The sequence below is a fragment of the Sphingomonas sp. BL-S-25 genome (assembly GCF_055521555.1).
The window spans coordinates 2,414,889-2,438,265 of the sequence record NZ_CM145486.1; the positions used below are offsets into that span (position 1 = coordinate 2,414,889).

Here is a 23,377-nt window from a genome sequence, read left to right on the forward strand (position 1 = left end):
GGTCAGCGGCCGCCGCGCTTTTCGGCGCGCGACTGCTCGTCATAGGCGCGGCGGAATTCCTTGGCGAAGACGTCCATGAACGCCTCGTCCGATCCGGCGGCGACGCCGCCGAACTCCTTTTCATAGGCCTGCCACAGCGCGGCGTCGCGCGCGGCGGGCAGGATGCGGGCGAGCAGGCCGCGACTTTCCGCGCGCTGGCGAATCGCGGTCGGCGAGAAGCGGTCGAGCGTTGCACGCAGCGCCCCCTGCATCGCGCGCAGCGTGGCGATCTGGTGCGACTGAAGGTCGAAATAGGCGCTTTCGATCGCCTGGCCCGCCTCCATGAAGCCGGGTGCGGGCGGCTCGAGCAACGCTGCGATCGCGTCTTCGGGTGCGCGGGCGAACTTGATCGGGTTGTTGCCGCCGATCTCGAAGGCGGTCGACTCGGCGCCCATCTGCGACTTGGCCCGCGCCCGGGCTTCCACCATCAGCACCAGCCCGGCGACCAGCCGGTGGAACAGCCGTCCGGCACGCTCGACCAAGGCGGGATCGCGCTGTGCGACGCGCTGATCGACGCCCGCCGCGCGCAGAAATGCTTCCACCAGCGCGGTGTCCGGAACCAGCGGCGCCGCAGGGGGCGGTGGCGGGGCCTGCGGAACGGGCGGCGCGGCCTGGAAAAATTCCGCTGGGGCGGCGGCAGGGGCGGGCGTCTCCGATGGCCAGACCGACGCTGCGGCGGGGTCGGGGCCCGCGACCGGCGGCATTGCGAAATGGCTGTCGGCGGCGGTCGCACCGATCGGGGTCGGGGCCGGGGCGGACGGCGCGGCGAAGCTGCGCGCGGCGACGCCCAGGCTTTCCTCGGTCGGGCGCTGGCGCAGCCCCAGCGGATCGGGGTTGACGTCGATCGGCTGGCCAAAGCCGCCGCGCGACCAGTCGACGACATTGCCCTCTGCCAGGCGGCCCCAGATGTCATTGGGCGCTGGTGCGGGCGGGCGATCGGGAGCCGCGCTCGACCAGCCCGACGCCGATTGCTGCTGCGGCATCGGAGTGTCCCAGGTCGACGCCGCCGCGGCAGGCGCCGGGGCGGGAGCGGGCGTCCATTCGGAGGCACTGCGCGATCCCGCGCCGACCGGCGCCCAGCTGTCATTGTCGCGCTTGGCCGGCGCGACCGGCGGGGCACCCCAGCCGGCGGAACCGGAACCGGAAGCGGGGGCGGATGGGGGCGCCGCGGGCGCGCGGCCCCAGCCGTCCCAGTGCGAGCCTGCGCCGCCATTTTGTGGCGCGGCCTGCGCGACGCCGCCATCCTGGCGCAGGCCAGCGCGAATCCGATACTGGCCGATCGTCACCACATCGCCGTCCGCCAGCCGGTGCGGCCGCGCCATACGATCGGGCTGATCGTTGAGGAAGGTGCCATTCATGCTGATGTCGTTCAGCAGATAGGAATCGCCCTCGAATCGGATCTCGCAATGACGCGACGAGATATGATTGCGCGGGTCGGGCAGGCACCAGTCGCAATTGGGGGAGCGTCCGATCAGGGCGCCGGACCGGTTGAGCACCAATTCTGCGGGCAGCCCATTGTCGAGCCCCGAGCCTGCGTTGAGGATCGTGAGCGTGAGGGTCATGCCGCGTCCGAACGGTCGCGCATGCTGCCATTCCGGGATCGGGAGAGAACGTGTTGCATGCGGGACCTGACTGAACCGGTTCGAAATGCCCCCTGCCAAACGGTCGATCCGGCCAAAGGGTTTCCGGTCCCGGCGGGGAAGCGTGATCGACCGAACACCGTCCCCGCCCTCGTTCGCCTAGTTGATCTTCACCAGGCCGCCGGTCAGCGTCAGCGTGGTCGCACCATCCACCGAGGTGTCGGGAGAGCCGGCGGTGATCGTCTCAGTCCCGGTGATGACGATGTTGGGGGATTTGATCAGGATCGAGTCGGGCTTCATCTGAATTTTAGACTCGCCCACGGTCAGCACGATACTGGTCTTGGCGGTGACCTGAAGCGTCTGGTCGACGTCGAGAATGTCGTCCTTGCCGATCTTCGTCTGGCGCTGGCCGGTGACCTTCAGGTCCTTGTTGTTGCCGATCGTCACCGATTCATCGTTATGAACGGTCTCGGTCCGGTTGTTTCCGACCATCACCGACTGGTCGAGCCCGACATGGTGGCTCTCGTTCAACCGGATGCGCGAGTTCATGTCGCGCTCGGCATGGACATAGATTTCCTCGGCGCCGCCCTTGTCCTCGAAGCGGATCTCGTTGGCGCCGGGCGCACCGCTGTCGAGTGACTTGGCGCCGGCATAGTCGCCCGGCGGTCCGTAACGCTTGGTCCGCCACAAGGCCCGCGTCTTGTTCTCGGGCAGCGGGTAGATCGGCATGTGGTTCGCGTTGAACACACGCCCGACGACGACCGGACGATCGGGATCGCCACCCAGGAAATCGACCAGCACCTCATGCCCGACGCGCGGCAGGATGACGTTGCCCAGGCCGCCCGTCTGCGACACTCGGATCCAGCAGGTCGCCGCCTCGCCCGGGGTCGAGCCGCGATCCCAGTGGAAGCGGACTTTCACCCGGCCATATTTGTCCGTGTAGATTTCCTCGCCGCTGGGGCCGGAGACGACCGCCGTCTCCAGGCCCTGCACCACCGGGCGCGGCGTGACCTGAGGCGGGTGGAAGCGGGTTTCGGCGGGGATCGCGTCGAACTCGACATTGAACGAGGTCTCGCGGCTATGCGGTCCGCTGCGATAGCTTTCGGCGACGATGCTGTGATGCGCCGAAGTGATCATATAGTCGCCGTTCATCCGGCCGACCGGATGCTGCGTCACCCCGACCTTCGCCCCGCATTCGAGGCCAGCCGCCTGCGAGGTGCCGTGAAAGGTCCGTCGCTGCGACCGCATGCCGTTCAGCAGCGTCTCGCTGCGCTCCGACCCGTGCTTCTCGATCTCTCCGGTGCCGATCGATTCATGATAGAAGCGACCGGGATAGATATACACTTCGCGGTCGTCGCGCTCGTGCTGCCCCTCGCTCTCGAACTTGGCCTCGACGAAGCGATCGGGTGCGCGAAAATCCCAGTCGCGCACCGTGACCTTCGACCCCGCCTGGGTGCTGACGCGCTCATGCCAGCTCTGCAGATGGTGCTTGCCGCCGCTGGCCCGCTCGACCGAATCTGCCGAGAAGACCGAGACCGATGTGGGCGAGTATGTCAGCGAGGGCGGCTTGCCCGACACGTGCGATGCCGGGGAGTCGCAAATCACCATCACATGCTTGTCTGCGCTGTGCTGGAAGAAATAATACATTCCTTCCTCTTCCATCAGGCGCGAGACGAAGGCGAAATCGCTTTCCTGATATTGCACGCAGTAGCTGCGCGGGCGCGGACTTGCCGACAATTTGAACTCGAAGTCGGAGACTCCGGCGTTCTGCAACACCTGATTGATGATGTCCTTCGCGTTCAGATCCTGGAAGATCGCCATGTTGCGATTCTGCGCCAGGAAGAAGCTCCAGGGCTTGAGCACGAGACGATAGCGATGGCCGGTGGGGCTCTCGTCGATATATTCGCCCGACACGACGAGCCCGTGAAAATGGCGCAGCAGCTCGCCATCCTCCAGCACCTTAAGTCCGCAAGGTTTTCCCAGATGCGGCTGAAGGTCGATCTCCAGCGGGGCAAAGATATCGATGGTGATGCTGAATGGAGTGCTGAGCGACTCCAGACTATCGATTCGCTCGAGCAGGACGTTCTCATCGCCCAGATCGATAGACATTTCCGAAAGTCTCGACGTGCCTGACAACGCGGCCTCCGACCTCACAGTTGACGCGCTTTTCGCCTATCACGTCGTCGGGTTCAAGCGCAGGAATGAGGCTTCTCGCCTTATTTGTGTTTGTTCAGCCTTGTGGCGAGAAGGGAGCCATTTTAAGGCTGGAGCGTTCTGGTTGAGTCGAATTGAATCGGAAACGAGGGCGTATGCGTATAGCGATCCTTTCGTCGGCGGCGGTTTTCTGCGCTGTTTTGGTGACTCCCGCGGCGGCCCAAAGCCAGCCCGAACCCAGTGTTGAAGGCTATCTCTGCACTTTCGCAGGCAAATGTGATGGTGTTGCGCAAACCGAAGAGGTGACGCCAACCCGTGCGGCCCCCGCGACAAAGGGTTTTCGTCTGGCGCGTGCCAAGGCTGAGCCGGCGGCCACCGCTGCCGCACGACCGGCGCCGCGTCCTGCAGCGCGCAGCTATTCAACCGGGGCGCGCGGTGCCGTGGCTTCGCGCGGGTCGCGAGCCCGGTCGGGCTATGGCGCCGCCGGCGGCTCGCGTGCCATGGCGGATGCGCCGCGCGCCGACCTGATGATCGGGTTCGAACTCAACTCCGCGCAGCTGACCTCGGACGGGGTCGCCAAGGGGCGAATCTTTGCCCAGTCGCTGCTGCGTCCCGAGCTTCGCGACAAGCGGTTCCTGATCGAGGGGCATACCGATGCCCGCGGCGGTGTGCCGTTGAACATGGACCTGTCGCGGCGCCGCGCGGAAGCGGTCGCTCAGTTCCTGGAGAGCCAGGGCGTCGAACGGTCGCGGATCGAGATTCGTGGCTTCGGGCCAAACGTGCCGCTTCCCGGTCGCAATGCCTATGACCCGCGCAACCGCCGGGTGGAGGCTCGACTGATCTCCTGAAATCCAGCTCTTCGTCGTGGCGTGAAGGAATTGCGCGTGTATCCAGCAGGAGCGAAGATTTGTTGATGCAGGTGGGTCAGCTGCTTGCGCCTGTTTCCGACGAGGCGCCGGGCGGGGAGGATCTGTTCGATCACCCCGAGCGGCACCAGATCGAGCAGGCGTTCGAGGACGATCCGGCCACCGTCGACTGGCGCGGCATCGTCTCGCTGATCGAGGCGCAGAGCCAGCGGACCAAGGATGTCTGGCTGGCCATCTATCTCGCGCGCGCCGGTACGCGGATGGGTCAGCTCGATACGGTGGTTGCCGGCTGCGAGATGCTGGCCGGGCTGCTTGAGACCTATTGGGACGTGCTTCACCCCTCGCTTGAGGAATATGGCTTTCAGGGCCGCAAGGGTGCCTGCGAATCGCTGACGCGGATTGGTACCTTTCTGGGGCCGCTGAAGCGCATCGTCCTGATCTCGCATCCGCGGCTCGGCGACTATACTGCCGAGGATCTCGAGCGATTCGAGCGTGATGGCGATTCCGCCGACGGGTTCGGCATGTTCCGTCATGCGCTGGCGGAAACCCCGCAGGAGGCTCTGGTCCACTCGCTGTCGGCGCTGGGTGCGATGAAAGCGGCGATCGGTCGCGCCGATGCGGCGCTGACCGCGCATGCCGGCGCCGATACCGGTACCGACTTCAAGCCGACCTATCAGGCGATCGACAGCATCCAGCGCTCGCTCGCGCCCTACATCGCGCAGCCCGAAGCGGCGGCTGACGCGGCCGGCGACGCGAGTGGCGAGCCGGGGGCTGGAGAGGTCCAGCGCGGGGTCGGGCGGATCGACAGCCGCGAAGATGTCGGCCGCGCGCTCGATGCGATTGCAGAATATTATGCGCGCAGGGAGCCAACTAGCCCGATACCCGTTGCGCTTCGTCGTGTGCGGGGTTGGATTAACATGGATTTCATGGCCATCCTTCGCGACATCGCGCCGGGAAGCGTCAATGAAGCTGGATCCGTCCTGCTGGCGCGACCGGAAGAGGAAAGTTCGTCCTACTGAACCGAAAGAGTCATCGTTGAAGTTTCTCGTATCAAGGCCGGCATGGCCATCGAAAGGCGGATCCAATGGTTGCTAAGAGCGGACAGCGCTTCATCAAGGAAAACAGGGCGCCGCGCGTCCATATCGAATATGAAGTCGAAACCTATGGCGCGCGCCAGAAGATCGAGCTTCCGTTCGTGATGGGTGTTCTGTCCGATCTGTCGGGCAAGAGCCATGTCGAGAAGAAGGATCTGACGAAGCGCGACTTCGTCGAGTTCGACATGGATAATTTCGACGAGCGCATGCAGGCGATCGCGCCGCGCACCGCCTTTACGGTGCAGAACACCCTGACCGGCGAAGGCAAGCTGGGCGTCGATATCACCTATAACAACATCAACGATTTCTCGCCTGGCGAGATCGTCAAGAAGGTGCCCGCCCTCGCCAAGCTGCTCGAGGCGCGCCAGCAGCTTCAGGACCTGCTGATCTACATGGATGGCAAGGAAGGGGCGCAGGACCTGCTCGAAAAGGTGCTGAAGGACCCGGACCTGCTCTCCGCACTGTCCGCGGCCAAGCCGCAGGACGAGGCTTCGGCGGCCGAAAAGCCGACCGAGCAAGCTTGAATTCCACGGAGGGACCATGAGCCAGGAAGCACTTCAGGGGCAGACCGAACAGCCTCTTGCCGAGACGACCCAGGCGGACGACTTCGCATCGCTCCTCCAGAAGGAATTCAAGCCCGCCGACGATGTCCGCAAGAACCGGATCGAGGAAGCGGTTCAGACGCTGGCACAGCAGGCGCTGCAGAATGCCGCGATCATCGGCGACGACGTTTATACCACCGTCGATGCGATGCGCGCGGCGATCGACCGCAAGCTGACCGAGCAGGTCAACCAGATCATCCACCATCCCGAGTTCCAGCAGCTCGAATCCGCCTGGCGCGGTCTCCACTATATGGTGATGAACACCTCGACCGGTAAGGACATGAAGGTCCGGGTGATGAACATCTCGAAGGAGGAATGTCGCAAGATGTTCCGCCAGTATCGCGATGCCGCCTGGGACCAGAGCCCGCTGTTCAAGAAGGTGTACGAGTCGGAATTCGGCCAGCTGGGTGGTCAGCCCTATGGCGCGTTCGTCTGCGACTATTATTTCGACCACACCGCTCCGAACCTGGAAGTCATGAAGGGCCTCGCCAAGATCGGCGCTGCCTCGCACGCGCCGTTCATCGCCGCCGCGGCGCCGCCGCTGTTCGGCATGGAAAGCTGGACCGAACTCGCCAATCCGCGCGACCTGGGCAAGCTGTTCGACGCGCAGGAATATATGGCATGGCGTTCGTTCCGGAATTCCGAGGACAGCCGCTACATGGCGCTGACCATGCCGCGCTTCCTGGGCCGTCCCGCCTATGGCGCGAAGACCGAGCCGGTCGACGAGTTCGATTTCGAGGAGGATACCGGGGGTGAGCATGATCATCACCTCTGGCTGAACGCGGCCTATGCGATGGGCACGCGGATCACCGAGGCATTCAACACCTATGGCTGGTGCACCCGCATCCGCGGCGTGGAATCGGGCGGCACCGTCGAGGACCTGCCGACCGCGACCTTCCCGACGGACGAGGGTGGCGTCGACCAGAAGTGCCCGACCGAGATCGCGATCTCCGATCGCCGCGAGGCCGAGCTGTCGAGCGCGGGCATGATCGCGCTGATCCACCGCAAGAATACCGACCAGGCGACGTTCATCGGTGCGCAGACGCTGCACCGCCCGAAGAATTACGAGAATGTCGACGCGACGGCCAACGCCAACCTGTCGGCGCGCCTCCCGTACATCTTCGCGAGCTGCCGCTTCGCCCATTATCTCAAATGCATGGTGCGTGATTGGGTTGGCGGAAGCCGTGAGGCGGATCAGTTGCAGCGCGACCTGAATAACTGGGTTCTCCAATATGTTGACGGTGCACCCAATTCTTCCAGCGAAGAAACCAAGGCTCGCCTTCCGTTGAAGGACGCCAAGGTCGAGGTGGCGCCGGACGAGGAGAATCCCGGTTATTACCAGGGCAAGTTCATGTTTGTGCCGCATTACCAGCTGGAAGGCATGGACATCGCGCTCAGCATGGTGTCTAGACTTCCGAAGGCGAATTGATCCAGATTTCATTTCGCCTGCGGACTGAATAGTCTCCGCAATGTCATATTCTATACCGATAATCGTAAGTGCGTAAGTACCGCGTAACTATGGAGGTTGATGATGGCAGTTGATCTGTTCCTGAAAATCGATGGCATCGACGGTGAGAGCCAGAAGAAGGGCCACGAGCAGGAAATCGATATTATCTCGTTCAACTTCGGGGCGGCCCAGCACGGGTCGTTCCATACCGGCGGCGCCGGTGGTGGTTCGGGTAAGGCCGAAATTCGCGACATCTCGGTCGTGAAGGAAGTCGACAAATCCTCGCCGAAGCTGTTCGGCGCGTGCGCTTCGGGCAAGCACATCAAGGAAGTGATCATCTATTCGCAGAAGGCCGGCGATAACCAGAATCCGCTGACCTACTACAAGATCAAGCTCGAGGACGTGATCGTCTCGTCGGTCGACAACCAGGGCGCGAGCCATGGCGACTCGATCATGGAAACGATCGTGTTCAACACCGCCAAGGTGACCTTCGACTATCAGCCGCAGGGCAAGAGCGGCGGCAAGGAAGGTGGCGTGGTCACCGCCAGCTATGACATCCGCCAGAACGTGGCTGCCTGATCCGACGACGGTTCAGCAGCGATGGCAGATGCCGACAGCCTGCTTCGTTCGGGCGATCTCGACGGTGCGCGTTCCGCGCTCGTCGAGGTCGTCCGCACGGACCCGGCCAACCAACAGGCCCGCATGTTCCTGTTCCAGCTGCTGTCCGCGGCGGGCGAATGGGACAAGGCGCGGCGACAGCTCCAGACGCTGGCGCAACTGTCCGGCGAGGCGCAGATGCTCGCCGCAGCCTATGGGCAGGCGATCGATGCCGAGGCCGATCGCGCCGCGGTGTTCGCCGGGCGCGAGCGCGCGCGGCAGCATGAGGCGGTAGACTGGGTCGAGGGCGTCATCGACGCGATTCAATATTTTGCCAAGGGCGATGCCAATGCCGGAGCCGAGGCGCGCGATGCCGCGTTCGAGGCGGCCCGAGACACGCCCGGCACGTTCAACGGCGACGCGTTCGAATGGATCGCCGATGCCGATTCCCGCTTCGGCCCCTGTTTCGAGGCGATCATCGGCGGCCGATATGGGCTCCAGGCGTTCGAGGCGGTCGAGCGCATCACCAGCGAGGGGCCGCGTGACCTGCGCGACCTGATCTGGTTCCCCGTGCAGATTTTCTTCAAGTCGGGCCAGTCGGTCGCGGCGTTTCTTCCGGCACGCTATCCGGGATCGGAAGCGGCAGCTGACGTCGCCGATCGGCTTGGCCGCGCAACCTCATGGGCCGAGGCTCCCTGGGGCGAGGCCGGATCGGGACAGCGGCTGTGGACCCTGTCGAATGGCGAGGATCACGGGCTGCTGACGCTTCGCGACCTGAGCTTCGGCTGACCGCCATGGCGGTGCGCCATCGGCTGACGCCGACCCTGTTCGACAAGCTGGTCGCCGATATCGAGATTTCCGGACTGCGCGACATTCATTCCGAGGCGCCCGAAGTCTCGCGTGAGAAGTTTCGCCACTACGCCGTGCCCAAGCTCGATCGGTTCAACGAGGCGGCGCTGCGCTCGACGATCCGGCGCGAGCTTGCCTGGCTGCTCAACACCACGAACATCGAGGCGCTGCACGATCTCGAACCCTATCCGCACGTCCAGTCGTCGGTGATCAACTATGGCCTGACCGATCTGGCGGGCAAGACGCTGACCCGGCGCGCCGTGCTCCAGCGCGCGCGGGAAATCCGCAAGGCGATCCGCCTGTTCGAGCCGCGCCTCTCCGAATCCTCGCTGACGGTCGAGCCGGCGGAAAATCCGGAAAAGCCCAATACGATCACCTTCGTGATCCGCGGCGATATCACCGCGGCGGCTCAGGCGATGCCGGTCAAGTTCCGGACCGAAGTCGATCCCGAAACCGTCGCCGTCGACGTGCGGGAGTAGCGCGATGGATCCTCGCCTGCTGCGCTATTATAATGACGAGCTTGCCTATCTGCGCGAGTCCGCGCGCGAATTCGGCGAGGAACATGAATCGGTCGCGGGGCGGCTGGGGCTGAAGACGCCGACCGATCCCGATCCCTATGTCGAGCGGCTGCTGGAAGGCGTCGCCTTTCTGGGCGCCCGGGTCCAGCTGAAGCTGGCCGATCAATATCCCGAATTCACGTCGCACCTGCTTCACGCGATCCAGCCGCATTATCTGGCGCCGATGCCCTCGATCTGCGTCGCGGAGTTCCAGCCGACCGAGGGGGATCCGATCCTGATCAAGGGGCACCGCGTCCCCCGCGGAACCCAGTTGACCGCGATCGCCACCGATCAGGACAATGCCCCGGTTTTCTTCAAGACCGGCCACGACGTGACGCTATGGCCGCTCAAGATCGTCGAGGCGGAATATCTGTCGACCCGCGCCGCCGTGGCGCCCTATGCCGCTGCGGCGCAGGTGCGGGCCGAGGCGGGCCTCAGGCTGCGGTTCGCCGCGACCCCCGGCGTCGACCTGCCGCAGGTGGTGCCCAAGGAACTGCCGCTATACCTGCACGGTGCCGAGGCGGTGCCGAACGAACTATATCGCCAGATGATCGGCGAAACGCTGGCCGTCCTCGCGCGATCGGCCGATGCGCCCGTCAATGGCAGCTGGATGTCGCTGCCGATGCCCGAGCAGATGGGGTTCGAGGATGACGAGGCGCTGCTGCCGGCCGAGCAGCGCGCCTTTCGCGGCTATCGGCTGCTGTCCGAATATTTCGCCTGCCCCGAGCGCTTCCTGTTCGCGAAGCTCAAGCAACTCGACCGGGCTTTCAAGGCGTCGCCCAAGGCGTGCGACGTCGTCCTGCTGTTCGGCCGGTCGGCGCCGGCGCTTGCCCGCGCGGTCGACGCCAACAATTTCCGGCTGTTCGCCTCGCCAGCGATCAACCTGTTCGAAAAGCAGCTCGACCGCGTCCAGGTCCGGCCGCACGATCATGAACTCCATGTCGTTCCCGACCGGACGAAGCGGCATGATTTCGAGGTCTTCCGGCTGCTCGACGTCAAGGCCTATGCCCGCGACAATCTCGATGCGCGGACGGTGGCCCCGCTCTATGCGTTCGGCGCACTGCTCTATGACTGGCGCGAGGCGCTGTTCTATTCGACGCAACTCCGGCCCCGACGCCTGTCGACACGCGAACAGCGTCTGCGGCGGCGCGGCGAATATGTCGGCACGGAAACCTGGATCAGCCTGACCTCGCCGGGCGATCCGCTGCGGCTGGACGATGTCCATGAATTGTCGGTGCGCGCGCTGGTGACCAACCGCGAACTGCCCGAATTGCTGACCTTTCGCGGCGACCAGCATTTCACCGTGACCGGCGTCCCCGCCCGTGCAGTGTCGGTGCTTCGCGCGCCGACCCGCCCGCGCCCGCCGCTGGGGCTGGGCGATGCGGCCTGGCGGGTGATCGCGCATCTGACGCCCAATTATGTCACCCTTGCGCCCGAGGATCATGACGACCCCTCGGCGCTGCGCGACCATCTGGCGCTCTATGGGCGGCAGGACGATGCGGTGCTTCGGCGTCAGATCGACGGCGTGCTCGCGATCCGCTCGAACAAGGTGATGCGCCGGGTACCCAGGCTCGACCGCATGGCGCTGGCGCGCGGACACCGTATCCGCATCAAGCTGGACGACGCCGCCTTCAACAAGGGCGGGATGTTCCTGTTCAGCGCGGTCCTCGAACGGTTTCTGGCGGAGTTCGCCAGCATCAACGCATTCACCGAATGCAGCTTCCACAGCCCGAACGAAGGAGAGCTGGCGCAATGGCCGCCGCGGATGGGCCGTCGACACAATATCTGACCTTCCTTCGGCAGGTCGGGGCGCAGGCGAAGCGCTTCGGGATGTTCGCGGCGGTGCGCGGCGCGGAGGCGCGCGCGCACCACTTGCCGCGCGTGGGCCGCGCTCGCCGGCCGAGCCAGAGCGTAGTCGATCTGGCGCAGGTGCCGGCAATGCACTTCCCCGCGCCGACGCTTGAATCGGTCGAGTTCCGGAACGACCGGGCACAGCTCAACGGCTATTGGCTGGGCCTGACCGGGCCCAATGGCGCGCTTCCGATCCATCTGACCGAGTTCGCGACGTTCGAGCGGCGCTATGCGAAGAAGCGGCCTTTCGGCGGGTGGCTCGACGTGCTGGCGAACCGGATGCTGCAATTCTTCTTCCGCGCCTGGGGTGACTCTCAGCCGGTGGTCCAGGCCGACCGGCCCCAGGACGACAAGTTCGCCCATTATCTGGCGATGCTGTCGGGGGCCACCGAAGGCGTTTCGGATCGCGCGCTGTTCTCCGCCCATGCGCGTGTCCACTATGCCGCGCTGTTCGCCTCGCGCCGCAGCGCGATCGGGATCGAGGATGCGCTGGCCCATCTGCTGAACCAGCCGGTCCAGGTAATCGAATATCAGCCGCGCTGGCGCGACATCCCGGTCGAGGACCGCAGCCAGCTGGGCCGCAGCTTCGCCGGCCTGGGCCAGGATCTCGTGCTGGGCAGCCGGGTGAGGATGGCGTCGGACGCGTTCAGCGTGGTCATCAAGGCGCGGTCGCGCGACGAATTCGACAAGCTTCTGCCCAGCGGTCCCCGCTTCGCCATCGCCGCGGAGGCGCTGGACGCCTTTTCGCCCAGCCATCTCGAATGGGACGTCCGCATCGAGATTGCCGAACGCCATGTTTCCGGCGCGAGGCTGGACGGGCGCGCCCGGCTGGGCTGGACCAGCTGGATGAGCCCGGGTTCGGGCGACACCATTCGTTCCGACGTTCACCTGCGCCGGCCGGTTCCGGTGCACGCTGCTGCCATTGAGGGGATGCAATGACCGAGATCAGCCGTACCGCCCTGTTCGGACGCCTCAACCCGACCGCGTTGAAGGCGATCGAGACGGCGACGAGCTTCTGCAAGATGCGCGGCAATCCCTATGTCGAGCTAGTCCACTGGGTGCATATCCTGCTGCAGAACCCCAGCAACGACATCGCCTCGATCCGCAGCGCATTCGGCCTCGACGATACGAAGCTCAGCGAGGATGTTGTCGCTGCGCTCGATGCGCTGCCGCGCGGCGCGACCGCCATCTCCGACTTCTCGCCCCAGATCGAGGAAGCGATCGAGAAGGGCTGGCTCTACGCCTCGCTGCAGTTCAACGCGGGCAAGGTCCGCACCGGCCATCTGCTCTACGGCATGCTGAAGACGCCGACGCTGCGCAACGCGCTGTTCGCGCTGAGCGGCGAGTGGCGCAAGGTCGCGGTCGAGACGCTGGGCAGCGACTTCGCGCGCCACGTTCACGCATCGACCGAAAGCAACGAGGCGGCCCCCGCGGGCTCGGTCGATGCCGGCGCGGCGGACGGTGCGGGCGGGGGCGAGGCGCGGGCGGGCGAAGCGCTGGAGAAATTCTCGGTCGATCTGACCGCGAAGGCGCGGTCCGGCGCGCTCGACCGGGTCGTCGGCCGCGACGCCGAGATCCGCCAGCTGGTCGATATCCTGCTGCGCCGGCGTCAGAACAATCCGATCCTGGTCGGCGAGGCAGGCGTCGGCAAGACCGCAGTAGTCGAGGGCTTTGCCCGACGGATCATCGATGGTGACGTGCCGCCGGCGCTTGAGGGTGTGACGCTGCGCGCGCTCGACATCGGGCTGATGCAGGCCGGCGCCAGCGTGAAGGGCGAGTTCGAGAAGCGGCTGCGCCAGGTGATCGACGAGGTCGAGGGCGCGGCGTCGCCGGTGATCCTGTTCATCGACGAGGCGCATACGCTGATCGGCGCTGGCGGGCAGGCCGGGACCGGCGATGCCGCCAATCTGCTGAAGCCGGCACTGGCCCGGGGCCGGCTACGCACCATCGCCGCCACGACCCATGCCGAATATCGCCAGTATTTCGAGAAGGACCCGGCGCTCACCCGCCGGTTCCAGACGATCGATGTCGGCGAGCCGGACACCGCCAAGGCGATCGACATGATCCGGTCGGTCGCGCCATTGATGGAGGGGCATCACGACGTGGTGGTCCTCGACGAGGCGGTCGCCGCCGCAGTGCAGCTGTCGCAGCGTTACGTGCCGGCGCGCCAGCTTCCCGACAAGGCGGTAAGCCTGTTGGACACTGCCTGCGCGCGCGTGGCGGTGTCGCAGCATGCGATCCCCGCTTCGGTCGAGGATCGTCGTCGCAGGGTCGAACTGCTGGAGGTCGAGCGCGAGGTCGTCGCGCGCGAGGCGAGCGGCCAGTATCGCAGCGACGACCGGCTCGACCGGATCGACGAGGAGCTGGACGAGGCGCGCGCGCGGCTGGAGGCAGTCAACGACAAATGGGAGCGTGAAAAGGCCGCGCTCGAGCAGGTGTCGAACGCCCGTACCGCACTGGGCGACGCACGCTCGGCCGAGGGCGAGGCGGTCGACGAAGCGCCGCTGCGCGAGGCGCTGGAGGCGGCGATTGCCGCACTGCGCGACGTCCAGCAGGATACGCCGATGGTATTCGGTGTCGTCGATCAGGACGCGGTCGCCTCGGTTGTTGGCGACTGGACCGGCATCCCCGTCGGTCGCATGGTCAAGGACGAGATCCAGAGCGTGCTGACCATCGCCGACCAGCTCAAGGCGCGCGTCGTCGGCCAGGATCATGCGATGGACGCGATCGCCAAGCGTATCCAGACCAGCCGCGCGAAGCTCGACAATCCGAACAAGCCGGTCGGCGTCTTCATGCTGTGCGGCCCGTCGGGCGTCGGCAAGACCGAGACCGCACATGCGCTGGCGGAATTGCTGTTCTCGGGTGATGACTCACTGATCGTCATCAACATGAGCGAGTTTCAGGAGGCGCATACCGTCTCGACGCTGAAAGGCGCGCCGGCCGGCTATGTCGGCTACGGGCAGGGTGGCGTCCTGACCGAGGCGGTTCGCCGCCGGCCCTATTCGGTCGTGCTGCTCGACGAGGTCGAGAAGGCGCACCCGGACGTCCATGAGATGTTCTTCCAGGTGTTCGACAAGGGGTTCATGAACGACAGCGAGGGTCGCTTCATCGACTTCAAGAACACGATCATCCTGCTGACCTCGAATGTCGGTACCGATCTGGTGATGGGCCTGTCGGAGGATGAGGAGATGAAGCCCGAGCCAGAGGCGCTGGCCGGCGCGCTGCGGCCCGAACTGCTCAAGGTGTTCCCGCCGGCGCTGCTGGGGCGGCTGCTGGTGCTGCCCTATTATCCGCTCAGCCCCGACATGCTGGGCGGTATCGTTCGGCTTCAGCTCAAACGGATCGAGCGGCGGATCGCGGAGAATCACAAGATCCGCTTCGTGTACGACGACTCGGTCGCCGATCTGATCGTCTCGCGCTGCAACGAAGTGGCATCGGGCGGACGCATGATCGACGCGATCCTGACCAACACGATGCTGCCCGAAATGTCGATCGCGCTGCTCGAGCGGCAGATCCGCGGCGAGGAAGTCGAGGCGATCCGCGTGTCGGCCGGTCCGGACGGCTTCAATTACAGCTTCGATCAGAAAGGCGCGCGTCCCGATGTTGCGGTCGTCGAGGAAGCATCGGCGCCCGTCGAGGAGCAGGTATAGCCGGGCGTTCTAGAGTTTGGGCGAAAAGTGCAGCATAATCGAAACCTATCGTGACTATGATTCGTCCTTGGTAATTGTAACGGGAGAGTATCAATGTCGGCGGCGTTGAGGAGTTCGGTCGGCCTGAACGGCAGGAACATTCGAGAAGACACGATTACCGTGCAAAATCTTCTGACTCGAGCCGGGCTGAGGCTCGGGCTGATCGACGGGCGATGCGGCCCGAAAACCATCTCGGCGATCATCAACTATCAGCGCGCGTTCCTGCGCAATCCCGACGGGTTGATCGAGCCGGACCAGACGACCTGGCGGCACCTGACCGGCCAAGGCGGAGGACGCGGTATGCCGACCCCGGTGCGCCAAGTGACGCCAGTCCGCACCCCGACGCGCGTCGGCGGCCCACCCGTCGCGGCCGCACCGATGCCCGCGGCGCCGCCAACCCCCGCCCGCAGCAGCTCGACCTCCTACACCACGCTGCTCCCGCGGCCCGATCGCTCGACGATCAACCGCAATCTCCGCTCGGCACGAAACGAGTTGCTGCTCGCCAAGTTCGGCGCGCCGCGCCAGAATTACAGCCAGAATGACCTGCCGATCACCAATGAGAAGCTGAAGCGGATGATGGTCACCGAATCGGTGGGCCCCTTCCGGGTGACCGGGCTTAAGCCTGCGGTCGACAGCCTTCGCCAAGTCATGTCGGACATCAACGCCGTGCTTCCCACCTTGCACAATGCGCTCGGCAGCGCGGGAATGAAGGTGTGCCGCCTGCAGCGCAACTCATCGACCAAGATCTCGAACCACAGCTGGGGCACCGCGATCGACCTCACGATCAGCGGCCAGCTCGACGCGCGCGGCAACAACAAGGTTCAGCATGGGCTCACCTTGATCGCTCCATATTTCAATGCACGCGGCTGGTATTGGGGCGCGGGTTTCGACACCGAGGATGCCATGCACTTCGAATGCAGCGCTTCGCTGATCCAGGGGTTTCCGTCGGCATGAAACTCCATCGAGTCCTGGGCGGCGCGGCCGCCCTCGCGCTGCTCGCCTCGCCGTCGCTGGCGGGCGAGCCTGCCGGTCAGAGCTGGTCGCAGGACCCGGGTAGCAAATGCCGGTTCGTGGCGCCTGCCTCGCTGACGGCTGGCCCGACCTACTGGACCGGTGCCTGTCCCGGCGGCAAGGCATCGGGGATCGGCATGCTCCGCCGCCGCGACGGCGCGAAAAGCGGTCCGGCCTTTTACGGCGAGATGGCGGCCGGCGTGCCGAAGATCGGTGTGGTCGATCTCGACGGCCAGTACCGCGTCGGACGCTTCGTCAATGGCGATATCGGCGGCAAGGAACTCGAACCCAATGAGCGGCTCGACGCGTTCCGGACCGCGGCGCGTGCGGCGCGGGCGGTAAGCGCGCGCTTCGCGGCACAGAAGAACAGCGCCTCGGCCAGGCTCTATGCCGATGTCGCGCGCACGCTGGACATGCAGATCGAGTGATGCGCGCCGGCCGAATGGTCGGAACAGGGTGGAACGGTTCGGATGAATGAGGCCACGCATACCGCCTATGACGAGGTCGCCTATCCCAGTGCGATCTTCGCTCAGACGGCACCCGATCGGATGGCGGTCATCGCCCGGCTGGCCGGGCTGACACCGCCACCGATCGCGACGGCGCGCGTGCTCGAGATTGGCGGCGGCGACGGGATGAACCTTCTCGCGCTTGCCGCCGCCTGGCCCGATGCGCAGTTCGTCGGTTTCGACCTGGCATCGACCGCGATCGAGCGGGGCGAGCGCTGGCGCCGGCTTGCCGGTATCGAGAACGCGGAACTGCGCGTGCTCGACATTCTCGATGCGGGCGATCGGCTCGACGGGCCGTTCGACTATATCATCGCGCATGGCATCTATGCCTGGGTGCCCGATGCGGTCCGCGAGGCGACGATGGCGCTGATCGGGCGACTGCTCTCGCCGGACGGCGTCGCCTTTCTCAGCTATAATGCGATGCCTGGCGGCTATCTGCGGCTTGCGCTGCGCGATGCGCTGCTGCTCCAACTCGGCGATCTGGAAGGCGCGGCGCGGGTCCAGGCGGCGCGCGACTATCTTGCCGCTCTCGCGGCGGAGCCCGAGGGGCACGAGAACCCGCCCCAGGCGGCGCTGCGCGACGCCGCGCGGCTGACGCTCGACAAGCCATGGTCGGTGCTGTGCCACGACGAATTGGGGCCCTGTTTCCATCCCCAGTCGCTGCTCGACGTCGCCACCGCCGCGCGCGGGGTCGGTCTCCAGTTTCTGGGCGATGCCGACCGCGAGCAGATGGGCGACGCGTTCCTGCCCGACGGTGTCGTGCCGCAGGCCGACGCCACGATGCAGCTGGTCCGCCTGCTCCAGGCGCGCGACCATCATGATTTCCGCTTCTTCCGCCAGACGCTGCTGGTGCGCGACGGCGTGACGCCGAAGCGGCGCATCGACGTGTCCGCCCTGTTCGATCTCTACGCAACCAGCCGGTGCCAGCGGACCGAGGAGGGCCTGTTCCGCCTCAACACCAGTGCGTTCGAGGTTCAGGACGCCCCGCTTGCCGACGCGCTTGGCCGGCTGGTAGACGAGCGGCCGGCGCGGCTGCGGGTCGGAGACCTGGTCGACACGCCGACGCGCGCGATTGCGCTGTTCGAAATGTTCGATGCCGGGCTGGTCGACCTGTCCACCATTCCTTCGCTCCATGCGGTCGATATCAGCGACCGGCCGGTCGCCAGCCCGCTCATCCGGGCTATGCTGAGCGAGGGTATGGAGACGATCTGCACGCTCGATCACCGCTTGATGACGATCGTCGAGGAAGGCCCGCGCCACGTGCTCGCGCATCTCGACGGTACGCGCGACCGCGCGGCGCTGATTCCGGTCGGCCGCGAGGTCGGGCTCGACAGCGACGAGGCACTCGACCGGGGGCTGCGGACCCTGGTGAAGGAAGGGTTGATCGTCGCATGATCCTGTCGCTCGCCCCGCTCATCCTCGCGGTCATGCCCCAGGCGGTGCAGCCCGTCGCATCGACGCTCCCGCCGGACGTGACCGCGTTCATGACCCGCCGAAACGAGTGCGACCATTATCGCGGCGAGGAGTCGTCCGATCCCGCCCGCCGCGCCCAGATCGATGCCGAGCTGACCCGTTTGTGCACTGGCAGCGACCGCGAGCTGGCGCGGCTTAAGCACAAGCATGCGCGCAACGCAGCCGTCCAGCGGGCGCTCGATGTCTATGACCTGAGGATCGAATAGCATGCCGATCACCGGCTCTGTCGGGCGCAACGGCGCCAATGCTCCCGCCGATGTCGCGGAGGTCCAGCGGCTGCTCAACCTGCGCGTTGGCGATATGGGGCTTGGCCAGGTGCGAACCGACGGCGTCATCGACGACGCGACCATCGCCGCGATCTCGCGCTATCAGACGATGGTGCTGGGCGCGCGCGCCGATGGCCGGGTCGACGCCGGTGGCCGGACCATCACCGCCCTGTCCGACAGCTCGCCGGCTCGGATCATGCAGGACCGGCTGCGCGCCCAGGCGGCGCTGCCGCGGCTCAGCGGGGCGGCGTGGTTCCGCGCCAATGAGGCGCGCTTTCCCAATAGCGCGCGAGTCGCCGATCTTGCTCCGGGCTTCGCGACCCAGGTGAACAGCTTCCTTGCCGCGCTGCGCCGGGCGGGAGCGTCGGTCCGGATCAGCTCGACGCTGCGCAACCGAAACCGCGCCTGGATCATGCATTATGCCTGGCGCATCGCCAATTCGGATATCCAGCCGCGCGACGTGCCCGCCAATCCGGAGGTCGACATCATCTGGGACCATGGCGACCTGCGCACCTCGCGCCGCGCGGCGCAGGCGATGGTTGACTTGTTCGGCATCCGCTTCAAGCCGTCGCTGACCTCGAACCATATCGAGGGGACCGCGATCGACATGACGATCAGCTGGGACCAGCCGATCGACATCGTCGATGCCAATGGCCGCACCCATCGCATCGATCAGCCGCGCTCGGGCAATACCAATACCAGCCTGCACGCGGTCGGCGCGACCTTCGGCGTCAACAAACTGCTCAGCGATCCGCCGCACTGGTCCGCCAACGGCCGCTGACCGACGCCACGCGCGCGGTCAGCGGAACGCTTGCGCCGTCAGCCCTGGCAGCTGTCCGCGATCACCGACAGCGCGCTCTCGACGCGCGCCGATGCATTGCCCAGCGGTTCGGGCTGCTCGCCGCCCGGCACACTGATCACATGGTTGTCGACCGGAAGCTCCCAGCGGTCGCCATTGTCGCGACCGGCGAAATTGCCGACCTTGCGCCAGTCGATCGAGCTCGTGCCGTCGGCGGTGGTGAACACCGTCTCGCACTTGCCGCGCAGCTCGAACTTCGTGATTGGCTTGCCGTCGAACGTGCCCGCCTTCAGGAAGATCTGGTTGAGGACGCCGGCGCCGGTCTGGTTGCTTGCATCATAGCTTTTCGCATCGGCCGACTGCTCGTTTGCGGCGGCTAATTCCGGCGCTGCCGCAGGGGCAGGGGCCTCGGCCGCGACGGTCGACAATTCGCCGCCGTCATTGCCGATGCTGTTGGTCGCGGCGATACTCTCCGGCTGCGACCCGCAGGCGGCGACCGCCAGCCCAAGTCCCAGAATCCAGGCGCGCGAAAGGCTCATTGATATTCTCCGTAGATGAACATGCGTGCCTCGGCGTCGCGCCGACGGACCAGGCTTCGGATCATTTCGCCCTTCGAATAGACGTGGCGCTTGATCTCGACCATCGCATCGTGCGGCTGACCGTCGTTGATCAGGTTGGTCGTCTTCCGCCATCCGCCGCCGGGATTATAGGCATAGGATACCAGGGCATCGAATTCATGCTGGTGCAGCGGCACGCGGATCGCGCGCTTCACCATCGCCTCGTAATGCGGAACGATATGGACCAGCAGCGCCTCCTGCTGCGCGCGGGTCAGGTTCAGCAGGTCGCGATTGTTGCGAACGAACGCGGTCGCGGCGCTGCCGGTCAGCGTCGCGCCCTCGGCCGCGGCACGCGCCGCGGCTGTCGGCACCTGTACCGCTTCCAGGTCGCGCTGGATCGCCGCGCGCGTCCGGTCCTTCATGTCATAGCCCGGACCGATCGTGACGCCGCTGCCCGAAGAGGGATGGTGCAGCCGGTGGCTGACCCCGACCTGTGCTTCGTGGTCATAGATGAACCGCCGGCCGAGCCGCGACATGTGCATGCCGCCGACCGGGGTTGCGACGCCGCTCGGCATCGGCGCGCTCTGGGCCCGGGTGCGCGACCGGTTGACCGCGGCGCCCAGCGGACCGGTCGCACCACTGGATCCGCCGCCGGTCTGGGCGCTGCGCACGGCTGCCGAGCGTGATGCGGGGATCGGCACCGACCGGGTCGGCGTGACGCTCGAGGCGCCGCTGCTGCTTCCGGTCAGCGCCCCCATCGTCATCGGGCCGGCAATGCCGTCGGGCGGATACAGTCCGTTGCGACGCTGGCTCAGCCGCACCGCGCGCTCGGTGCGCGGGCCGAACACGCCGTCGGCGCGAAGCGTGGGGTCGTAGCGTTGCAGCAGCCGCTGCAGGGCCATCACTTCGTTCCCGCGACTGCCGATGCGCAACATGACCATGACGCCAACTCCCTTCGTCGATCACACGACGCGGCCCGTCCATCGGCGAAGCGACGGTCTGGATCGCGCCACAGGCGGAACGTCGATACCATGAAAATGATCCATGTTACCGGCATGTCGCCGCGCCCGGCGCCCGCTCTGTCGACTCGCGCGTCAGTTCAACAACGCGCGCTTCAATGCAGGGTAGATGAAGTCATTACCGTGACCGCTCAGATGGTGGCCGTCGAAGAATAAACGGCGCGCCTCGCCCGGCTAACGGCGCTCCAGCGCCTCTACGAGATCCTTGCTATCCTTGAGCCCCATCCGGGTCGCGTCCTTCACGACCTTGATCGCCTCGATCTTGCGCCCTGCCGCGATCAGCGCAACGACCTCAGCCTCGACCTCGGGCGAAAGCGTTGTTGTGCCGTCGCCGACCGGCGCGCTTGCCGGCCGCTGATAATGCGGCGCCGCCGGCCGATAGGCGGGCGGCTGCGCGCCGAGGAGCGGGTCGCGCCGGCGCGACGGACGCAGCGCCAGGGCCAGCAACACGAGCAGGATCACTCCGATCGCGACGAGGACGGGAATGGGGACGAACATCGCGGCTCCTGAACGACGGAGGCTGGCTGATACCGCAGCTGTCAGGCGAAAGCACGGGACGCTCCGCCCAGGCCGCGCGGGCCAGACACATCTGCGCGATCACGAAAGGAGAAAAATGGTGCCCAAGGGCGGGATCGAACCACCGACACTACGATTTTCAGTCGTATGCTCTACCAACTGAGCTACTTGGGCACACCGGCGAAACCGCCGGGGAGCGGGCCTCTTAGTCGGCGTCCGCTTCGCTGTCCAGCCCGCTTCGCACATGATTTTCGGCACGCTCGCCCGGGATGCGATAGCCTTCGCCCAGCCATTGCAGCAGGTCGCGGTCCTTGCACCCGCGTCCGCAGAAGGGCTTGTTCGCTGGATCGGTCGGCTTGCCACAGATCGGGCAGTCGTCACGCTTCACTGTCTCGATGCTCCTCGTTCGCCGCTGCCGCTGACCAGCGCCACGTCGCCGCCGATTCGGCGGGCCAGGTCGCGGGTCCAGTCGCGATGCGCGGCGATGCGCCGGCGCACGGCTTCGGATACCATATGGGTAGCCGGCAGCGGCGGTGAAAGCCGCTCCATCCGCCGCAGTTCCGCGCGCGCATCGGCCCCCACCGGATCGCCGAGCAGCAGTTCGGGCAGCGAGGCGCGGGTGCGTTGGCGGATGATCTGGAGGAAGCCGAAGCCGTTGACCGCGGTCCGCTCGAACGGCTGGGGCAGATGCGCGTCGATCGCATCGGCCACCGCCTGGCGCGCGGCCTTGTTGGTCATCGTCGGAAAGTCGATGCCGACCGATCCGGTCACCCCGTGCCGCTCCATCGCCGCGCACACCGCGCGCGCGGCAGCCAATGACAGCGCGTCGAGCGGCCCGCTGCCGTCGACGTCGAAGATCGTCATCGCCGGCGTCACCGCCATGCGCAGCGCACCGCCGGGAAAGGCGATCTCGCCGGTGCGCGCTTCCTCCAGCACCTCCGACCAGCCGACGGCCTCCAGCGCATCCGCCTCATGCGGGCGCGGCAGGCGCACGGGCAGGCCCGACGCCGCGATCTGTGCCGCCAGGTCTGGGCCGGGGGCGGGCGGCAGGTCGCTGACGATCGCCTTGGCCAGCTTGGCGCGGCCGGGTTCGGGGATCACCTCGCGCACGATCGCGACGCGCAAGCGTCCGCCCTGCGTCACGCCCGGCGGTGCGCGATCGAGCAGGACCTCGCCGCCCTGGTCCAGCTCGACGCGATTGTCGGCGCGCAGCCGGCCGTCGGCGATCGTGCCCGCGCGCAGCCCCGGCAGCTCGATCCGGGCCTTGAGGATCCGGCCCTGCTCGACCAGCGCGGCTCGGGATTCACCGATCCCGGCCTCGTACAGCCACTCAGCCAACCGGATAGCCGGCGCTGGCCAGCAGTGCCCGCGTCTCGAACACCGGCAGCCCGACGACGCCCGAATGGCTGCCCGACAGGAAGCGCACGAACACTTCGGCGCGGCCCTGGATGGCATAGCCGCCAGCCTTGCCCATGCCCTCGCCGGTCGCGACATAGCCATGGATCTCGGCATCGCTCAGCCGCTTGAAGGTGACGACCGTGTCCGAAATCCGGGTGCGCTGAACCCCGTCGGTGCCGATCACGCTGACCGCGGACAGGCAATGGTGGCGGCGCCCCGACAGCAGGCCCAGCATCCGGCGCAGATCGGCCTCGTCCGCGGGCTTGCCCAGGATGCGGCGGCCCACCGCGATCGTCGTGTCGCCGGCCAATATGATCTCGTCCGCCTCGCGCGGCACCGCCTGCGCCTTGCCCTCGGCGATGCGCCGGACATAGTCGCGCGGCAGTTCGGCCTTCAGCGGATTCTCGTCGATATCGGGCGCGGCAATGCGCGCGGGCTCGACCCCGATCCTGCGAAGCAGGTCGAGTCGGCGCGGGGAGGTGGAGGCAAGGACAAGGCGCATCGCGG

General features: G+C 66.3%; 23 protein-coding genes and 1 tRNA gene. 15 read left to right on the forward strand and 9 right to left on the reverse strand.

Annotation, left to right across the window (positions count from 1 at the left end; translation table 11 throughout):
• Nucleotides 1-2: 2 nt before the first annotated feature.
• Together tagH and ACZ1H8_RS11625 are read right to left on the reverse strand one after the other, a co-directional pair.
• Entirely contained in the window at nt 3-1,601 is a 1,599-nt protein-coding gene (tagH, locus tag ACZ1H8_RS11620) for a type VI secretion system-associated FHA domain protein TagH (RefSeq protein WP_465177354.1), read from the reverse strand.
• 177 nt (nt 1,602-1,778) lie between these two features.
• Entirely contained in the window at nt 1,779-3,728 is a 1,950-nt protein-coding gene (locus ACZ1H8_RS11625) for a type VI secretion system Vgr family protein (protein ID WP_465177355.1), read from the reverse strand.
• Nucleotides 3,729-4,213: 485 nt separating this feature from the next.
• Here ACZ1H8_RS11625 and ACZ1H8_RS11630 point away from each other — a divergent pair, with 485 nt between their 5' ends.
• The 15 genes from ACZ1H8_RS11630 to ACZ1H8_RS11700 all read left to right on the forward strand — a co-directional run bounded on the left by ACZ1H8_RS11630 (nt 4,214) and on the right by ACZ1H8_RS11700 (nt 19,362).
• Nucleotides 4,214-4,621: an OmpA family protein gene (locus ACZ1H8_RS11630; RefSeq protein WP_465177356.1), complete on the forward strand. Its 408-nt coding sequence runs from the start codon at nt 4,214-4,216 to the stop codon at nt 4,619-4,621.
• A 65-nt stretch (nt 4,622-4,686) separates the two neighbouring features.
• The gene (locus ACZ1H8_RS11635) at nt 4,687-5,658 is read left to right on the forward strand and encodes a type VI secretion system protein TssA (protein WP_465177357.1); all 972 of its coding nucleotides are present in this window, start codon (nt 4,687-4,689) and stop codon (nt 5,656-5,658) included.
• A 65-nt stretch (nt 5,659-5,723) separates the two neighbouring features.
• A complete protein-coding gene (gene tssB, locus ACZ1H8_RS11640) occupies nt 5,724-6,257 on the forward strand; it encodes a type VI secretion system contractile sheath small subunit (RefSeq protein WP_465177358.1) in 534 nt (177 codons plus the stop codon).
• A 16-nt stretch (nt 6,258-6,273) separates the two neighbouring features.
• Nucleotides 6,274-7,764 carry a type VI secretion system contractile sheath large subunit gene (tssC, locus tag ACZ1H8_RS11645; RefSeq protein ID WP_465177359.1) on the forward strand — a complete coding sequence of 497 codons (1,491 nt, stop codon included), beginning with the start codon at nt 6,274-6,276 and terminating at the stop codon, nt 7,762-7,764.
• Between the two features lie 102 nt (nt 7,765-7,866).
• Entirely contained in the window at nt 7,867-8,361 is a 495-nt protein-coding gene (locus ACZ1H8_RS11650) for an Hcp family type VI secretion system effector (RefSeq protein WP_465177360.1), read from the forward strand.
• A 21-nt stretch (nt 8,362-8,382) separates the two neighbouring features.
• On the forward strand, nt 8,383-9,168 hold the full coding sequence (locus tag ACZ1H8_RS11655; protein WP_465177361.1) for a type VI secretion system accessory protein TagJ: 786 nt from the start codon (nt 8,383-8,385) through the stop codon (nt 9,166-9,168).
• A gap of 5 nt (nt 9,169-9,173) precedes the next feature.
• Nucleotides 9,174-9,707 carry a type VI secretion system baseplate subunit TssE gene (gene tssE, locus ACZ1H8_RS11660; protein WP_465177362.1) on the forward strand — a complete coding sequence of 178 codons (534 nt, stop codon included), beginning with the start codon at nt 9,174-9,176 and terminating at the stop codon, nt 9,705-9,707.
• A 4-nt stretch (nt 9,708-9,711) separates the two neighbouring features.
• Nucleotides 9,712-11,574: a type VI secretion system baseplate subunit TssF gene (tssF, locus tag ACZ1H8_RS11665; protein WP_465177363.1), complete on the forward strand. Its 1,863-nt coding sequence runs from the start codon at nt 9,712-9,714 to the stop codon at nt 11,572-11,574.
• Entirely contained in the window at nt 11,538-12,575 is a 1,038-nt protein-coding gene (tssG, locus tag ACZ1H8_RS11670) for a type VI secretion system baseplate subunit TssG (RefSeq protein WP_465177364.1), read from the forward strand. The genes tssF and tssG overlap by 37 nt, the downstream gene beginning before the upstream one ends.
• A complete protein-coding gene (gene tssH / locus ACZ1H8_RS11675) occupies nt 12,572-15,286 on the forward strand; it encodes a type VI secretion system ATPase TssH (protein ID WP_465177365.1) in 2,715 nt (904 codons plus the stop codon). The genes tssG and tssH overlap by 4 nt, the downstream gene beginning before the upstream one ends.
• Before the next feature lie 159 nt (nt 15,287-15,445).
• Nucleotides 15,446-16,279, forward strand: a complete 834-nt coding sequence (locus ACZ1H8_RS11680; RefSeq protein ID WP_465177366.1) for a M15 family metallopeptidase — start codon at nt 15,446-15,448, stop codon at nt 16,277-16,279.
• Entirely contained in the window at nt 16,276-16,764 is a 489-nt protein-coding gene (locus ACZ1H8_RS11685) for a hypothetical protein (protein ID WP_465177367.1), read from the forward strand. The genes ACZ1H8_RS11680 and ACZ1H8_RS11685 overlap by 4 nt, the downstream gene beginning before the upstream one ends.
• Before the next feature lie 42 nt (nt 16,765-16,806).
• Nucleotides 16,807-18,237 (forward strand): methyltransferase domain-containing protein, encoded by a 1,431-nt coding sequence (locus ACZ1H8_RS11690; RefSeq protein ID WP_465177368.1) that lies wholly within the window; start codon nt 16,807-16,809, stop codon nt 18,235-18,237.
• Nucleotides 18,234-18,521 (forward strand): hypothetical protein, encoded by a 288-nt coding sequence (locus ACZ1H8_RS11695; protein WP_465177369.1) that lies wholly within the window; start codon nt 18,234-18,236, stop codon nt 18,519-18,521. Before ACZ1H8_RS11690 ends, ACZ1H8_RS11695 begins: the two co-directional genes overlap by 4 nt.
• A 1-nt stretch (nt 18,522) precedes the next feature.
• Nucleotides 18,523-19,362 carry a peptidoglycan-binding domain-containing protein gene (locus ACZ1H8_RS11700; RefSeq protein ID WP_465177370.1) on the forward strand — a complete coding sequence of 280 codons (840 nt, stop codon included), beginning with the start codon at nt 18,523-18,525 and terminating at the stop codon, nt 19,360-19,362.
• 38 nt (nt 19,363-19,400) lie between these two features.
• On the opposite strand, the gene ACZ1H8_RS11705 is transcribed toward ACZ1H8_RS11700, so the two are convergent.
• The 7 genes from ACZ1H8_RS11705 to ACZ1H8_RS11735 all read right to left on the reverse strand — a co-directional run bounded on the left by ACZ1H8_RS11705 (nt 19,401) and on the right by ACZ1H8_RS11735 (nt 23,372).
• The gene (locus ACZ1H8_RS11705; RefSeq protein WP_465177371.1) at nt 19,401-19,919 is read right to left on the reverse strand and encodes a hypothetical protein; all 519 of its coding nucleotides are present in this window, start codon (nt 19,917-19,919) and stop codon (nt 19,401-19,403) included.
• Entirely contained in the window at nt 19,916-20,878 is a 963-nt protein-coding gene (locus tag ACZ1H8_RS11710; RefSeq protein WP_465177372.1) for a glycoside hydrolase family protein, read from the reverse strand. The genes ACZ1H8_RS11705 and ACZ1H8_RS11710 overlap by 4 nt, the downstream gene beginning before the upstream one ends.
• 252 nt (nt 20,879-21,130) lie before the next feature.
• Complete coding sequence (locus ACZ1H8_RS11715; RefSeq protein WP_465177373.1) at nt 21,131-21,454, reverse strand: ribosomal protein L7/L12; 324 nt, start codon at nt 21,452-21,454, stop codon at nt 21,131-21,133.
• A gap of 116 nt (nt 21,455-21,570) precedes the next feature.
• A tRNA-Phe gene (locus tag ACZ1H8_RS11720) sits at nt 21,571-21,646 on the reverse strand.
• Nucleotides 21,647-21,677: 31 nt separating this feature from the next.
• Nucleotides 21,678-21,860, reverse strand: coding sequence for a DNA gyrase inhibitor YacG (locus tag ACZ1H8_RS11725; RefSeq protein WP_465177374.1), 183 nt, complete (start codon nt 21,858-21,860; stop codon nt 21,678-21,680).
• Nucleotides 21,857-22,810: a ribonuclease gene (locus tag ACZ1H8_RS11730; RefSeq protein WP_465177375.1), complete on the reverse strand. Its 954-nt coding sequence runs from the start codon at nt 22,808-22,810 to the stop codon at nt 21,857-21,859. Before ACZ1H8_RS11730 ends, ACZ1H8_RS11725 begins: the two co-directional genes overlap by 4 nt.
• Nucleotides 22,803-23,372 (reverse strand): Maf family protein, encoded by a 570-nt coding sequence (locus tag ACZ1H8_RS11735; RefSeq protein ID WP_465177376.1) that lies wholly within the window; start codon nt 23,370-23,372, stop codon nt 22,803-22,805. Before ACZ1H8_RS11735 ends, ACZ1H8_RS11730 begins: the two co-directional genes overlap by 8 nt.
• Between the last annotated feature and the right edge of the window lie 5 nt (nt 23,373-23,377).

Excerpts from the sequence above, each read along its gene's own strand:
- ACZ1H8_RS11735 (WP_465177376.1), bottom strand. The coding sequence starts at position 23,372 with ATGCGCCTTGTCCTTGCCTCCACCTCCCCGCGCCGACTCGACCTGCTT.
- ACZ1H8_RS11650 (WP_465177360.1), top strand. The coding sequence starts at position 7,867 with ATGGCAGTTGATCTGTTCCTGAAAATCGATGGCATCGACGGTGAGAGC.
- ACZ1H8_RS11710 (WP_465177372.1), bottom strand. The coding sequence starts at position 20,878 with ATGGTCATGTTGCGCATCGGCAGTCGCGGGAACGAAGTGATGGCCCTG.
- ACZ1H8_RS11655 (WP_465177361.1), top strand. The coding sequence starts at position 8,383 with ATGGCAGATGCCGACAGCCTGCTTCGTTCGGGCGATCTCGACGGTGCG.
- ACZ1H8_RS11705 (WP_465177371.1), bottom strand. The coding sequence starts at position 19,919 with ATGAGCCTTTCGCGCGCCTGGATTCTGGGACTTGGGCTGGCGGTCGCC.
- ACZ1H8_RS11700 (WP_465177370.1), top strand. The coding sequence starts at position 18,523 with ATGCCGATCACCGGCTCTGTCGGGCGCAACGGCGCCAATGCTCCCGCC.
- ACZ1H8_RS11685 (WP_465177367.1), top strand. The coding sequence starts at position 16,276 with ATGAAACTCCATCGAGTCCTGGGCGGCGCGGCCGCCCTCGCGCTGCTC.
- tssH (WP_465177365.1), top strand. The coding sequence starts at position 12,572 with ATGACCGAGATCAGCCGTACCGCCCTGTTCGGACGCCTCAACCCGACC.
- ACZ1H8_RS11635 (WP_465177357.1), top strand. The coding sequence starts at position 4,687 with ATGCAGGTGGGTCAGCTGCTTGCGCCTGTTTCCGACGAGGCGCCGGGC.
- tssC (WP_465177359.1), top strand. The coding sequence starts at position 6,274 with ATGAGCCAGGAAGCACTTCAGGGGCAGACCGAACAGCCTCTTGCCGAG.
- tssF (WP_465177363.1), top strand. The coding sequence starts at position 9,712 with ATGGATCCTCGCCTGCTGCGCTATTATAATGACGAGCTTGCCTATCTG.
- tagH (WP_465177354.1), bottom strand. The coding sequence starts at position 1,601 with ATGACCCTCACGCTCACGATCCTCAACGCAGGCTCGGGGCTCGACAAT.
- ACZ1H8_RS11690 (WP_465177368.1), top strand. The coding sequence starts at position 16,807 with ATGAATGAGGCCACGCATACCGCCTATGACGAGGTCGCCTATCCCAGT.
- ACZ1H8_RS11715 (WP_465177373.1), bottom strand. The coding sequence starts at position 21,454 with ATGTTCGTCCCCATTCCCGTCCTCGTCGCGATCGGAGTGATCCTGCTC.
- tssG (WP_465177364.1), top strand. The coding sequence starts at position 11,538 with ATGGCCGCCGCGGATGGGCCGTCGACACAATATCTGACCTTCCTTCGG.
- tssE (WP_465177362.1), top strand. The coding sequence starts at position 9,174 with ATGGCGGTGCGCCATCGGCTGACGCCGACCCTGTTCGACAAGCTGGTC.
- tssB (WP_465177358.1), top strand. The coding sequence starts at position 5,724 with ATGGTTGCTAAGAGCGGACAGCGCTTCATCAAGGAAAACAGGGCGCCG.
- ACZ1H8_RS11625 (WP_465177355.1), bottom strand. The coding sequence starts at position 3,728 with ATGTCTATCGATCTGGGCGATGAGAACGTCCTGCTCGAGCGAATCGAT.
- ACZ1H8_RS11695 (WP_465177369.1), top strand. The coding sequence starts at position 18,234 with ATGATCCTGTCGCTCGCCCCGCTCATCCTCGCGGTCATGCCCCAGGCG.